This window comes from Nodosilinea sp. LEGE 07298, from assembly GCF_015207265.1.
Classification (GTDB): domain Bacteria; phylum Cyanobacteriota; class Cyanobacteriia; order Phormidesmidales; family Phormidesmidaceae; genus Nodosilinea.
Window position 1 is genome coordinate 1 of sequence record NZ_JADEXE010000202.1, and the last position, 12,604, is coordinate 12,604.

At 56.9% G+C, this 12,604-nt stretch carries 14 protein-coding genes and 2 pseudogenes; 8 read left to right on the forward strand and 8 right to left on the reverse strand.

The features are described 5' to 3' along the window. Positions 1–476: 476 nt before the first annotated feature. Both IQ273_RS22705 and IQ273_RS22710 read right to left on the reverse strand, forming a co-directional pair. A complete protein-coding gene (locus IQ273_RS22705) occupies positions 477–815 on the reverse strand; it encodes a transposase (RefSeq protein WP_194025441.1) in 339 nt (112 codons plus the stop codon). A 211-nt stretch (positions 816–1,026) separates the two neighbouring features. Continuing rightward, the gene (locus IQ273_RS22710; RefSeq protein WP_228053635.1) at positions 1,027–1,449 is read right to left on the reverse strand and encodes a winged helix-turn-helix domain-containing protein; all 423 of its coding nucleotides are present in this window, start codon (positions 1,447–1,449) and stop codon (positions 1,027–1,029) included. Positions 1,450–1,916: 467 nt separating this feature from the next. Between IQ273_RS22710 and IQ273_RS22715 the strand changes: the two genes are divergently transcribed. Further along, complete coding sequence (locus tag IQ273_RS22715; RefSeq protein WP_313898203.1) at positions 1,917–2,237, forward strand: PDDEXK nuclease domain-containing protein; 321 nt, start codon at positions 1,917–1,919, stop codon at positions 2,235–2,237. A gap of 42 nt (positions 2,238–2,279) precedes the next feature. On the opposite strand, the gene IQ273_RS22720 is transcribed toward IQ273_RS22715, so the two are convergent. From IQ273_RS22720 to IQ273_RS22735, 4 genes are all read right to left on the reverse strand, one after another. Next, positions 2,280–3,977, reverse strand: coding sequence for a hypothetical protein (locus tag IQ273_RS22720; protein ID WP_194025443.1), 1,698 nt, complete (start codon positions 3,975–3,977; stop codon positions 2,280–2,282). 348 nt (positions 3,978–4,325) lie between these two features. Continuing rightward, on the reverse strand, positions 4,326–4,904 hold the full coding sequence (locus tag IQ273_RS22725) for a hypothetical protein (protein WP_194025444.1): 579 nt from the start codon (positions 4,902–4,904) through the stop codon (positions 4,326–4,328). After that, positions 4,901–5,476 (reverse strand): hypothetical protein, encoded by a 576-nt coding sequence (locus IQ273_RS22730; protein WP_194025445.1) that lies wholly within the window; start codon positions 5,474–5,476, stop codon positions 4,901–4,903. The genes IQ273_RS22725 and IQ273_RS22730 overlap by 4 nt, the downstream gene beginning before the upstream one ends. Then, positions 5,473–5,646 (reverse strand): ribbon-helix-helix domain-containing protein, encoded by a 174-nt coding sequence (locus IQ273_RS22735; protein ID WP_313898201.1) that lies wholly within the window; start codon positions 5,644–5,646, stop codon positions 5,473–5,475. Before IQ273_RS22735 ends, IQ273_RS22730 begins: the two co-directional genes overlap by 4 nt. A 208-nt stretch (positions 5,647–5,854) precedes the next feature. Here IQ273_RS22735 and IQ273_RS22740 point away from each other — a divergent pair, with 208 nt between their 5' ends. The 7 genes from IQ273_RS22740 to IQ273_RS22770 all read left to right on the forward strand — a co-directional run bounded on the left by IQ273_RS22740 (position 5,855) and on the right by IQ273_RS22770 (position 10,723). Continuing rightward, complete coding sequence (locus IQ273_RS22740; protein ID WP_194025446.1) at positions 5,855–6,436, forward strand: hypothetical protein; 582 nt, start codon at positions 5,855–5,857, stop codon at positions 6,434–6,436. Between the two features lie 64 nt (positions 6,437–6,500). Beyond that, positions 6,501–7,163: a hypothetical protein gene (locus IQ273_RS22745; protein ID WP_194025447.1), complete on the forward strand. Its 663-nt coding sequence runs from the start codon at positions 6,501–6,503 to the stop codon at positions 7,161–7,163. Next, entirely contained in the window at positions 7,147–7,380 is a 234-nt protein-coding gene (locus tag IQ273_RS22750; protein WP_194025448.1) for a hypothetical protein, read from the forward strand. Before IQ273_RS22745 ends, IQ273_RS22750 begins: the two co-directional genes overlap by 17 nt. Next, positions 7,377–8,639: a hypothetical protein gene (locus IQ273_RS22755; RefSeq protein ID WP_194025449.1), complete on the forward strand. Its 1,263-nt coding sequence runs from the start codon at positions 7,377–7,379 to the stop codon at positions 8,637–8,639. The genes IQ273_RS22750 and IQ273_RS22755 overlap by 4 nt, the downstream gene beginning before the upstream one ends. After that, the gene (locus IQ273_RS22760; RefSeq protein ID WP_194025450.1) at positions 8,639–9,187 is read left to right on the forward strand and encodes a hypothetical protein; all 549 of its coding nucleotides are present in this window, start codon (positions 8,639–8,641) and stop codon (positions 9,185–9,187) included. The genes IQ273_RS22755 and IQ273_RS22760 overlap by 1 nt, the downstream gene beginning before the upstream one ends. 2 nt (positions 9,188–9,189) lie before the next feature. Next, positions 9,190–9,612 carry a hypothetical protein gene (locus tag IQ273_RS22765; protein WP_194025451.1) on the forward strand — a complete coding sequence of 141 codons (423 nt, stop codon included), beginning with the start codon at positions 9,190–9,192 and terminating at the stop codon, positions 9,610–9,612. Then, on the forward strand, positions 9,596–10,723 hold the full coding sequence (locus IQ273_RS22770; protein WP_194025452.1) for a peptidoglycan DD-metalloendopeptidase family protein: 1,128 nt from the start codon (positions 9,596–9,598) through the stop codon (positions 10,721–10,723). The genes IQ273_RS22765 and IQ273_RS22770 overlap by 17 nt, the downstream gene beginning before the upstream one ends. A 703-nt stretch (positions 10,724–11,426) precedes the next feature. Here the strand turns inward: IQ273_RS22770 and IQ273_RS22775 are convergent. After that, positions 11,427–12,488, reverse strand: a pseudogene (locus IQ273_RS22775) (transposase); the annotation flags it as partial. A 12-nt stretch (positions 12,489–12,500) separates the two neighbouring features. Further along, positions 12,501–12,604 (reverse strand): annotated as a pseudogene (locus tag IQ273_RS35955) (DDE transposase); the annotation flags it as partial.

Genomic DNA, 12,604 nt, shown 5'->3' on the forward strand with positions numbered 1-12,604 from the left:
GGCAGCTTTTCCATTATGTTCATGATTCAAGAGCTGCGATGGCATAGAGTCTGACATGCGCGATAACCGTTCCTTCTACTTTAATTCGGACTGGCTTAGCTGTCTCATCTATTGTTGTCACAGTGGGGGAGTCGCCAAAGTCGTAGAGGTATAAGAACTTATCCCTCTTTAATCACTTTGGGCAGAGGAAACCCGAGGAGGTCATTTTCTCGTCACCTACTTACCAGCTAGCAGAGCTTTAGGCAACGGAAGAAGCTTGTCTCCAATTTTCTCTGACAAGACTGACAGAAGAGGGTTATCCCTCTTTAATCACTTTGGGCAGAGGAAACCCGAGGAGGTCATTTTCTCGTCACCTACTTACCAGCTAGCAGAGCTTTAGGCAACGGAAGAAGCTTGTCTCCAATTTTCTCTGACAAGACTGACAGAAGAGGGTTATACTAAATCCGGATAGCATACCCCCGAAACGATTAGGCTTGTCATGCAGGCCACCAGTGATAATTGGTCAAGGCTTTAATCTCCGATTGCATTGACAGCAACGTGCGGCAGCAAGCCTCAAGGACCTCTTCGAGATCACTGAGGGCGTCAAAGCAGCGGTTGACTAAGGGTTCATCGGCGAGACGCCAGAGCCGTTCTGCCGGTTGCAACTCGGGTGAGTAGGGCGGTAACACCTCCAGATGAATGCCGTCGGGTATGACGAGGTCTTTCCCGATGTGCCATCCGGCCCCATCTATCACCAACAGGATCTGCTTATGCGGGCCAGCCCCGACTTGCTCGGTAAAGGCGGCTAGGGCTTCGTTAAACCAAGCGCCATTCACCCGAGGCAGGATGAACCACTCGGTATCGCCAGTCGTGGGATGAACAAACCCTTAGAGATACGTCCACTCGTAGCGCGGATCAACGAGGGCCAACGGTCGCTGCCCAACTTTGGCCCACACCTTGCGAATAATGGGTTTCAAGCCGAGGCGATGCTCATCAAACGACCACGCTTCGACGAGGGCTTCGGGATACTGCTGCTCAAGCTCAGCTTTACGCTCCGGGAGTTTTTTTAAAAGCCTCCTGTGCCTCCGAGTCACCCTTGCGATGCCGGGGACGAGGCACTTGCAGCGATTGCTCCAAGCGCTTGAGATAGTCCCACCCTCGCTGGGGCCAGACCTTAGGCACCCCGATCACCTCGGCGATAACGCGCGCTACCTTTGGCCCCCACCAGACGCCGTCATCGTCTGGTGGGGATTGCAATCGAGCCTCTAAGTCTTCGAGCTGCTTGGGGCTGAGCAGACTACGAGACTGGTGCGGTCGCTGGTCTTTGCGTCGATTGCGCAGGCCAGCAGCGCCATCGCGGTTGTACTCTTGCACGACGACACGGGCGTAGTCGTAGTTCAAGCCCACAGCTTTAGCCGCATCGGTTAGGTATAGTGGCTCGCAAACAGCGGAGCCCGTGCTCGCAAACAAGGCGATTTTGGGCTCAGATTAGATGCGAATAAGAGCCCCCTCATGCTCACATTATTTGCGAATGGGCTCAGATTAAGTGCGAACAGCTTGCAAACAAGACATTCGGCTCACATTAACTGAAAATAAGCCGAAAGGCTCTGGCAGCAAAGCATTCAACGATTTTTGGCCGACTTGAATAGCTGCTCCGTGACGCAACCATACCGCTGCTGGGAAAATGCTGAAATGCCTTGCTCTATCGAGCGTACGACCGCTCGCTCCTGGTAATGGCCGAGCTGATGAGTCTCACCAAGGTAGGACATTTCAGACGTACTACAACATCTCAATTCAGGCCGAATTTAGGCCAAGCACTTGTCAGGTTCTGAGACTCAGTTCAAGACCATAAAACAGCAATTCAGCTCTAGAAATGCGTGTATAGTTCATAGGAACTAAATGGCCCCAAATCGCAGCTTCGCTACTTTAGGGCCTATATCGTTATTGACCTTAAGATGCGGGAGTTTAAACCTGCTTTCTCAGGCCAGATGAATTTCTACGTTTCAGCAGTTGACCACACGCTACGCGCTGAGGGAGATCATCCGACCATTGGCATTATTCTCTGTAAATCAAAAAGCAAAACCGTCGTTGAGTACGCCCTTGATGCTGTACAGCACCCGATCGGTGTCTCAACGTACATGGTACGTGACGAACTCCCACCAGCTCTGCAAGATAGTCTACCGACTGCTGAGCAGCTGGAAATGGAGTTGGAAGCCGCTGTGAAAGAGCTGGGAGACGATCAGCCGGATGAGCCGTGAAACCGGTGGTTTTCCCCATATCCCTGCTACTTGAATAAAAACCTAACGGTTAGTTTGTAAGGATTTCTGGATAGTCACATCAGCAGGCTCTCCAACATTGAGGGAATCAAGCCCACGCAAATGATAAAGCAGTAGTAACCGCTCATCCTCTGCTAGTTCCAACCAGCGTTTGCCCCCAAACCGGTCAGCTATGAACTGGCGAATCACCTCCACAGACCAACCCAAACTCCGAATCTGGTGTTGAATCTGTTCGTGTAAGTCCGGGTCGTAGGCAGCAGGTTCCTGTGGAAAAGAGGACTCATCCCCCCGCACCCCCCTTTCCGGAGAAAAAGAATTTAAATCCGAACCCAAATCACCGGCGCAAAGCGCCTCACCCTTCATATATCTCTCCGAGGGGTGTAATTCCTTAATTTCCAGGGGCTTTAGCGATTCTGGCATTACTTCAGAAATAGCCTCTTCAGAGGCTAGAAGGCTTGCTAGCTGGGCTATTACACCCTCTTGGTGGGCAGGGTGCCAGAGGTTGAGGTGCTTGTAGAGGGTCTGCTGGCTGACTTTGGCCAATTGGGCGATCGCCTTCGCCCTGGCCGTAATCTGCTCAGGCAGCTCTCCGGCCTGCTCTAGCTCTCCGTAGGCAATACAGATCCGGTGCTGGGCATCTTCGGCCTGCTGCTGGTTGAAGGGCACCAAGTTGTTTTTGGGCTGGCTAGTGTCGCGTCTGGGGGTGGTGCCCAGGGGCCAGTAGTAGCCTTCAACGGCTCTGGTCCAGGCGGTGACTTTGCGCACGATGTCGTGCTGGTGGCGGCAGTACTGCTCGTAGCCGGGGCAGGTGAGGGCGATGCGCAGGGTGTAGTCGATCAGGGCTTGGCCCTGGATGCCCTCGAAGACGTGGCCGTAGCAGGCAATGGTTTTGAGCAGGTGGTTGGTCTGGCCGTAATCGGTCCAGCCCTCGGTGATCTCAAGGTCAAGGTCGTGTCGCCAGCTCTCGACGGGGTGACTGCGGCGTTTGGGTCGCTTGCGGTGGTTGTCACGGCCAATTTTCATCGCATGGCGCAGGGCATCCATGTCTTGATGACTAGCTGCACCATCCCAGAGCCAGAAGAATCGGGCTAGGCTGCTGCCGATGGGGTTGAGGGCATCGTCGAGCAGGCAGGAGCCGCTGCCCGGCTGGAGGGGCAGCCGGTGGCCCATGTATTCGATGAAGGTTTGAACGCCGTAGGCTTTGACGTTGGGGAAGATTTCGAGCTGCCCCGCCTGGAGTCGAAACCCCTGGGCCTGGAGACATTCCTTGAGGGTGACGGCCAGGTTAAAGGTGTTGACCAGCTCAGCAAAGGGGAGGTAGAGGTGCAGGCCGCCGCTCCAGCTGGAGCGAATCAGCAGGGTGCGGGTAATGCCGATGGTCTCTAGGGCGGCACGGATCTGAGCGACGCCTTCGGCGGTGCAGTAGTCGCCACCGGCGTCGAGGTCGAGCAGGGCGTAGCGGGTGTCGTGGGTAAAGCGGACGCCGATCAGCTGGTTGGCGTCTTGCCACTGGTTCCACAGCACCCGAGGCCGCAGCGGGTAGGTGTTAACGGTCGTCCAGGCGGCTTTGGTGGTGGCGTCATCCGGCAGGTCGGCGCGGATAAAGCTCCAAGGGTAGTGGCCAAAGAGTTCACACAGCCGCTGGCCGGTGGGGTCAGCGGGGAGGGGTTCGGAACGGGGAGTTCTATGCGACTCCTCGCCCCATCCTATAGATGCGGTCATGGGGGCCTCTCTCTCCTAAAAAAGAGCAATGGGTATTGCCCCGAGAGAGATCCGGTGTTACCATAGCCACACAATGAATTTGCGCGCGGCTCGGGAACTGGTCCTCTCGGGCTTTCGCTTTTTAAAGAGCCGGTGGCATTTGCTGCCGGTTCTTTTTGCGTATTAAGGGTCTGGTCAGGACGCTTAACACTGATTCACACGATCGCCAGGTGGTCAGCCCAGCGGGGCGTCAATCATTGCCGGATCATAGTACAGGTGTCTATGTCGGGCAAGCAGACTCTAGATATTTGATTTCACTGGGTTTTTGGGGGTGGTATCGGCCTCCTAACGTGCAACAAAAGACTGTGGTTACTGCTCGGTTGGCGGTAACTGCCAGGGCTCTAGACCAGCGTCGCGGAGCTGCTGTTCTAGACGGGCTACCTGTTCGCGCAGGGCGTCGGGTTCTGCGTAGACTTCGCCCAGGACGGCTAAATCGGCCTCTGTTTTCTGGAGCCGCTGGGTGAGCACCGCCTCGCGATCGCTCTCGCTACGCTCCACCCCAAAGGCGGCGTCAAACCGGCGTTCTATGGATTCCTCTAGCAGGGCATCTACCAGGGCAAAAGCTTGCTTATTCCCCCGGTAGGCTTGCCAAAGCCAGTACTTACTAACCACGGCCAAGGGGATTGCCTGAATCCGAGTTTGGCCCCTGGTTTGCTCTGGGTTGGGTTCCACCTCGATTTCAGCAATCGAATCCGTAAACCCCTCTCCCAGCAAGCGTTTGGCTGCCTTTGATCGCAAGAAATCGAAAGCGTTTCTAGGGGCTAACCCAACTGCGTCAGCCGCACTCGACAAGCTCATCCGATACTCACTGTTGGGCATTTGGTACCCCTCTGCATTTAATAGGCCGATCGCAACCGTGGTGCGTTTGGCCTTGTCTGCGGTGGTCATCCTGCCACCCGCTGCCACAGCTGGGCAATTTGAGCCAGCATGGTCTGAAACGTTTCGCGAAAGGCCCGGTGCTCGCTTTCGTTGAGGGCGCGATCGCGATCTGCCCTAGCCAGCGCCTCGTCAAAGCGCTGGCGATCGGCCCTGGCATCTTGCAGGAAAGTCTCAAAGCGCTGGCTATGCCCTGCGTTGAGTTGTTCAGAGCGCTGGCGGTCAGCTCTGGCCTCAGCCAAAAACACCTCAAAACGTTGATCGGTTTCCTGGTGGCGCTGGTTAGATTCCTGCTGCTGTCGGCCCAGGTCAGCAATCATCGCCACAGTGTCGGTAATGGCCTCTTCCATGCGCCGATTGGTATTGGCTGCCATGGAGCTGCTGACCTCTTCGGCCTCAGCTATGCCGTCCTCAATGCGAGATGACCAGGCCTCGATCGCACGAGCGTTGCTGTCGGCGATCGCACGGGTTTCGCGCAGGCCAGCGGCATTCTGCTCAACAATAATTTGAGTGCGGGCCTGGCTTTCTGCCACGGTGGCCAGCAGGGCTTCTACACGGTCTAGGCGATCGCTGCTTTGGGTCATACCTTACCTCCCTGCTCAGAATCCATCTTGTCTCTAATGGCACGCTCCACCAGGAAAGCCGCCAGCGTGGTTGGCTTGTTGCCCTCCTTTGCGGCCCAATCCTCTAAATATTCTGCAAGCCCATCGGGCAGCGAAATGTAAAAACGCTTTGCCACTATTTTGGTCGTCACTTCATGGCTCCAATATTAAGGGCTACTGACTGATTAGTAACTGCCAAGAGAAAAGATGACTGAATAGTAACATATTAGTCATCATTATGTTATCTTCTGGTCAAGACGCGAAACGGCATAGGTACAGAGCTGGGCCTAGTTGGCTCACTGTTTGTCGTGCCATGCCGCGCCAGGCCCGTACCCGCAAAGGTTCAGAGGATTTTTAGCTATGACCGAACCAGTAAGCCTTCACTCGTTCTGCAAAGAGAACGGCAACCTGCCCAAAACCTCCGTGCGCCGCTGGTTGAATGACAACGGCTACAGCACCAGCAACGGACTTAGCCCAGCCGCTGTAGAGGCAGCAACCGCCCAATTCTGCCGCCCTGTAGCCACTTCCAAGCCCATTGTTGGGGGCCTAACCATCCACACTGGCAACCACTGCACCAGCATCGACTTGCCCAACTACCAAGGCATGACCATAGACCTAGCCCAGTTTCGGGACTCTGAAGCGCTGGTAATTGATGACCCCTTAGCCGTAGCCGAGCAGTTTTTGCAGACTGCCGATCTGATTCAAGGGGCACTTGCCGATGACATCGCCGCCCGTGAGCAGCGCCTACAAGCCACTAAACAAGCCCAAAGCAAGATCGCCGCTAAGGCCCAGGAGCTAGCCCTAGAGCAGCGCCTCTACCGCTTGCAGACTAGCCAGCTTGATGCGGCCCAGACAGACGAAACCAAATCCCTAGCCGATGCCCTTGGAACGCTGAAAGCTTTGGGAAAGTCCACCGAGCCCGATACCGCTGCTGCTGGTTAGGGGGTTTAGCCCTGATAACCGCCGTTTTCATCCTGTTAACGCCGTAACTCTGGTTGTAACCATCATGGAAGCCAAATTCACTCCCCCTGCCGTCCCCCTCGCGTACCGTCGCGAGGTCGTTGGCGGTGCATCACCCATCCAAAACATCTACCTAACGCCCGTTCCCTGGTGGCAAAACCGCCGTTACTGGGCTGCCGGTGGCATTGCGGTGGCGGCCCTCTCCGGCATTGCCTTCGCCTTGGCTCAGTCTGGCCGCACCGGGGACGAGGGCACCTATCAGAGCGAACTGCCCGCCCCTAACTACGAGAACGTGCTGGCGGCGGCCCAAGACCGGCTCTCGGGCAACTACGAAGACAGTCGTTTGGTGTTGGCCGATGTCGGTCGGTCGGTGCTCAACAATGAGGCCTACCGCTACCGCCAGCAGGCGGAACAGGATGTTCTGAAGCCCACTGACCCGTGTTACCAGCAGCAGCTTATTTGCCCCCTCAACCGCTACCAGCGTGATGCCCAGGTGATGTTGGATGCCGCTAAGGGCGATCGCGATTGGCGACAGGCTAATGCGGCACTCTTCCGAGTTGAGGCCGTGGAGGCAGCTCGGTCGATGACGGCCCTGCCCCAAGACCCGCCGACCAACTTGGCGGTGGTCGCGATCGAGAACCTGGTGCAGTACCACGACCGGCAACACTCCTTGTCTAAAGAGGTGCAGGCCCATGAAGTACGCGATTAACTACACCCGTTTCATCTGGTTTCTGCTGTGGCGTTCAACGCCTGAGCATCTACTCCAAACCGCCATTGTCGCCCCCCTAACCGGCATCGTCCTGATTATGGTCTTGACGCGACTGGCGGATTTTCTGGTCGCGTTGCTGCTGGGCTGGGGGGTGTTTCTGCTGGTGCTGTCAGCCGTTCGAGCCGTAGCGGTGCGATTCGGGAGGGGAGTTCGATGAAGCAGCATTACTTGCTCTATGGCTCGGTTGGAGCGGCGGCTCTGGGGCTGTTCTGTGGTCTGCAACGGCCTGCCAGCAATCTCACCCCCGCTGACCTGGAAGCCTTCGCCAATGGGGCTCAGATTCGCTACGAGAAAACCTATCCCTATCTGCCTGCAGCAATCGCCTTTGGAGCTGTGGCCGTCGGTTGCGGGGTGGCCTGGGCCTTGGGGGGAGAACAGCCTAAGGTGGCGATCGCAGGCCCTCAGATTCAACCCGAGCCCCAGAGCTGGAACGGGCAGGTGCCTTTTGCTGGTGCGACCGAGTCTTTCCGGGTCGGCAACCCTGCCGCTATTCTCGCCGCTCGTATGCGGCCTACCTTAATCTCGGCTAACCCTCGGGTCGGCAAAGGTCTGACGGTGGCCCACGCTTACCGGCAGGCCCAGGTGAAACAGGGCGCAGTGGTGTGGGTGATTCAGCCTAAGTACCACCCCAAGGAGCACGGCTACTGGGAGCAGGCTGACAACGTGCTCGGGTTCATGGCAGATTCGTTGGAATCCAAGGAAGATATTGACGACATCTGCGAGCAGATGCAGCGGTTCATCTTCGCCTGGCGACAGCTGCCTCAGCGCCCCAAGGTGCTGATCATCGACGAGCTGGCGATGATGAAGACAGCTTTTAAGACCTGGTACGAGGGGTTCCTCAAGTCGCAGCTCACCATGGAGCTGTCGTCGGGGGAGACGGACGACCGGGCGCTGTGGGCGATTACTCAGTCGTCGCTGGTGGGCGATATCGGGGTCAGCGGTGGCATGAGAGCCACGTTTGATTTGCTGACCATTCAGACCCCCAGCAGCCAGAGCCATCTAGAGAGCCTGCGGAAGTCTGACACCAGCATTCCACCGATTGAGGATGAGGTGATTTTTGAGCGATCGTTCTCACCCAAGCAGGCGGTCTTCTACCACTCAGAAGTCAAAGAATGGCTACCGATGGTGGCCTATGAAGTGCCCGAACTAAGTTCGGCCTCGATAACCGGCGGCATAACTCGCGGTAACCACGGCACAGCAGCGCATACAGCCGAATCGGTTACAAACCGAACCGAGTTTCAAAAGGCCTCCCAGGGGCCAGATCTGCCCCTGATCATCGCTGTAACCAACGCCCTAGCCCAGGGGATGTCGCGCTCCAGGGTGATCAAGGAGGTGCTGGGTTACCAGGGGCACAAGTACCAGGAGGGCTGTGACTTATTTGACCGTATCAAATCCATCATTGAGGAAAATTCCTAATGGCTAGCTCCAAGAACAATCAACTCACCAACGGCAACAACGGCCCTGAGATCATCGACGGGCAAATCATCGACATTACACCTCAGCTCAGCTCGCCGGGGCGGGGCAGCGGTGTCCAGCTCGCGCCGCGCAATGCCATACGCTCGAATGTGCAGGATGGCGGCTGGTTTGATGCCACCAGCGGCAAGCGTAAGCCGATCTTTGTTATCACGCCCACTACCGATCCCTGGAGCATTTTCCCGGTGATTCGCAGCGGCCTCAGCTGTTTGCGGAACCACCCGCTACAGACAATGGGTGGAGCGTTTATCTCGGTGTGGGGCGGGCTGTTTGTGCTCTCGGCGGGGCTGAATGTGCTTCAGGGTTCGGCGGTCAAAGCCGGGGGCGACATCTGGAATCCGGTGGTGGCGGGGACTAACTTCGGGGCGATGTTGGTGGTACCGACGCAGAGTATTGCGGGCAGCGCTCACAAGGTCTTGACCGGCGAAGAGCGGGTAGGACAGCCCATAGAAACCCGTCCCTACACTCGCGCGGTGAAGGTTGGGGAGTAGCGATGTTGTTCTGGCAAATCAGAACTCGGTACCTGCTGGCCCTGGCGGCGTTGTTCGTCGGGGCCGCATTTTTAGACCTAAAGCAGCCGGGGCGGGGGCAGTTCTACAACCCAGTCTACGGAGTGAAGTCGTGGGTCAACACCCATCAACCTGCGGCGTGGCAGCTGGTGAATCGTCTGTCTGGCGAGGATGCCCGCCTGCAAGCCTGCGTGGCGGTGACTCCTGACCCGGTGGCCCTCGATGCCACCAAGGCTGAGCTGCGCAGGGCATTGGTAGGGGAATCAGAATCTGTGGCTTTGGAGTGGTTGGGGCAGCCTGCCTGTGCGTTGGGTAACGGGGTCTACCGCTGGGCTTTGGACAACGGCCTGGCCCTCGATGTGACGGTGTCGGAGGGGGAGGTGACCCACAGTGAACTCAACCGTTAAGGACATCAAGCCCCACTGGTCGGAGCTGCCCCCCACCTGGCGCTACGTGATTGGCACGGCGATGCAGGCGGGCGAGCTGGTGCTCAAGCTGGGGTGCGTGGGGGCGATCGCTACCTCGGTGTGGGTGATGGTGGATCAAGAGACGAATGAAACCTGGGGGGCACGGTTCAGGAAGGTCAGCGCCGTGGCTGAGGCGGTGGCTGGATTCTACGACGATGACTTCAAAGCCTCCATTAGCAAAGGGGATGTGATCGCAGGCTACACGGTCAACTCGGGCTTTGGTCTGCGGATGCACCCCATCCACCAGGAGATGCGGATGCATTCGGGTATTGATCTGCCGACGCCTGAGGGGGTGTCGGTTCATGCGATCGGCTACGCGGGCGATCGGGTGTCGGTGCGCTGCTGGAATGACCCGAAGGGTTATGGCACGGTGGCGGATATGACCAGTTCTGCGTTCCCTGAGATCACGTTTCGGGCGGCTCACCTGTCCCACTGCAAGGGGGGAGAGCACCGGGCCGGGGCGGTGGTGGCCAAGACGGGTAACACGGGCAGCAGCACGGGCGCTCACCTGCACTGGGAGCAGCGGCAGGGGGGCGTGGCCCAGGCTCCGCAGAAGGGCTATCTGGTCTGGGCACTCAATGGTCGCAAGCCGAATGAGAGGTTGGGGGATACGCTTGCGCTCTACCAGGCGATTGTTGCCAAGGAATCGGGCGGTGACCCCAGGGCCGTCAACCCTGACACGGGGGCGCTAGGGCTAGGGCAGGTGATGCCGCAGAATCTCAATTGCTCCTGGGACGGCAAGCCGAAGAGCAACTGCGGCTGGGATTACGATGTATTGGGCCGCGATGTGTCGCCTCAGGAGTTTTTGCAAAGTCCCGAGATTCAGCAGCAGATCGTGGGGGTCAAGCTGGAGAGTGCTCTCCAGCGGCAAATCCAGGCGGGCCACGATATGAATACGGCGGTGAAGCGGGTGGCGGCGGAGTGGTACTCGGGCAATCCTGAGCTGGCTCACGACACTCGACCCCAGGCGGGCTATGAGTCGATCAAGAGCTATGCCGACAGTGCGGCGGAGAAGTTTCACCGGCTAAGGCAGGAGAACTTGGAGAAGTAGACCCTTGGCAGTGGGGGCGATAGCAGGGGTAAGCTGTCTAGCGTAAATAGAATTTCACCTCTGCCCCTGGCGATTGCTGGGGGCATTTTGTTGATTATTGCCGCCGCTACCCATCCCTCACAACCCCTTAAAGGGGCCAAGGCCGGTGGGGCAATGGCAGAGGATCTATTGTGATCATCCCGCCCCCGAAAATTGCTAAAACGCCTGGTAGTTGGAGTTTAGGGGCATTTCACCCCGCCAGGGATGGCGTAGTGTCTGAACGGTTCGGATGCGTAGCCCTTCCAGGGCGTAGCTACCCTCGCGGCTGGGGCTACTGCGCCATTTGACGCTCGGTGTTGCCCCATGACGTCCAATGACCTCCAAGGAGGCAGAGGCAGAGAGCCCTGGCGTGAAAAAGCGGTAAATGGCCCTAAAGTAGCGAAGCTGCGATTTGGGGCCATTTAGTTCCTATGAACTATACACGCATTTCTAGAGCTGAATTGCTGTTTTATGGTCTTGAACTGAGTCTCAGAACCTGACAAGTGCTTGGCCTAAATTCGGCCTGAATTGAGCTGTTGTAGTACGTCTGAAATGTCTTACCTTGGTGAGACCCATCAGCTCGGCCATTACCAGGAGCGAGCGGTCGTACGCTCGATAGAGCAAGGCATTTCAGCATTTTCCCAGCAGCGGTATGGTTGCTGTGCCAACAGCTACTCAACCCCTTTTAGGCTGATAATAGTGCGCTGTCGATAGGGTCTAGATCGATGCGATCGCTAAAATCTAACCTGAACACGCCATAAGGTGTGACGTGGCTCCACAAAAGCGGTGTCAGCGCCCGCAAGTCCTCTGTCTGCATCTGCGCCCACCACGCCGGCTCACTGAGTACGCGCTGAATCATCAGCGTGTTGATATAAACCAGGCTGATCTGCAACAGATGTAGCGCCAAGGCTGCTAGCTCTTGGTGGTCACGCCGATTGCTAGCAAATTCGCCGCCGCGCCCATAGAAAATAAAGTCGTTGGCCCCATTCCAGCGCTCCACCACGTTCAAGCCATCCTGGATTTCCTGTCGTAGTTCAACTGAGTGCAGATAACGACAGAGGAAGATCGTTTTGACAGCTCTACCCAGTTCTGCCAAAGCTTGATAGGTCGGGTGCTTGGTTTCACTGCGATTAAATTGTCTGAGAATAACCTCGGTTTCAGCCGTGCCCAATCGTAGCGCGGTCGCGTACTTGATCAACTGGTCATACTGCCTGCGAATCAAGTCCCAATCAATCGCCCGACTCAACACTGGCTGCAAGTTTTCGTACATCGCCTTAGTGCCCGTCTCCGGGAAGTACAATCGCTGAGCCCCGATCCGCTTCAATCGGGGCATCAGGTCAAACCCCAGCAGATGGCAGAAGGCAAAGGCGATCTCGCTTTGACCGTGGGTATCGACATAGTTGCGCTCTACCTTCATCTCGGTATTGTGGCGCAGCAAGCCTTCGAGCATAGAAGCGACTTCAGAAGAAGAACAGGTTTTGAGCTGAGAGTAGATGCACACTGACTTCTTCTCCACATGCCAATAGATCATCACACCAGGGCCACCATAGCGTTGGTGCCATTCGGTCATCAGATTCTGATCCCACGCGCCAAACTTCTTCGAGTCCGAGGCACAGGCAGAGGTGCCCTCCCCCCAAATTGGCTCCATGCGTGAGCGCAGGACGGCATTGACGACCTTGGCAATGGCATTGCGCAGGTACTCTTTGTGAATGTAGTGACGCTTGACGTAAAGCAAAGGCTCAATACGGATTTTGGGGAGCTAGTTCAACAAGGTCTCCAATAGGTTGCCCAGCAGTGCCTTTCCTCGCTTACGGGCATTGTGTACGAACTCAAAGAACCCCAGATAAAGCGGCAGTTTCTCCT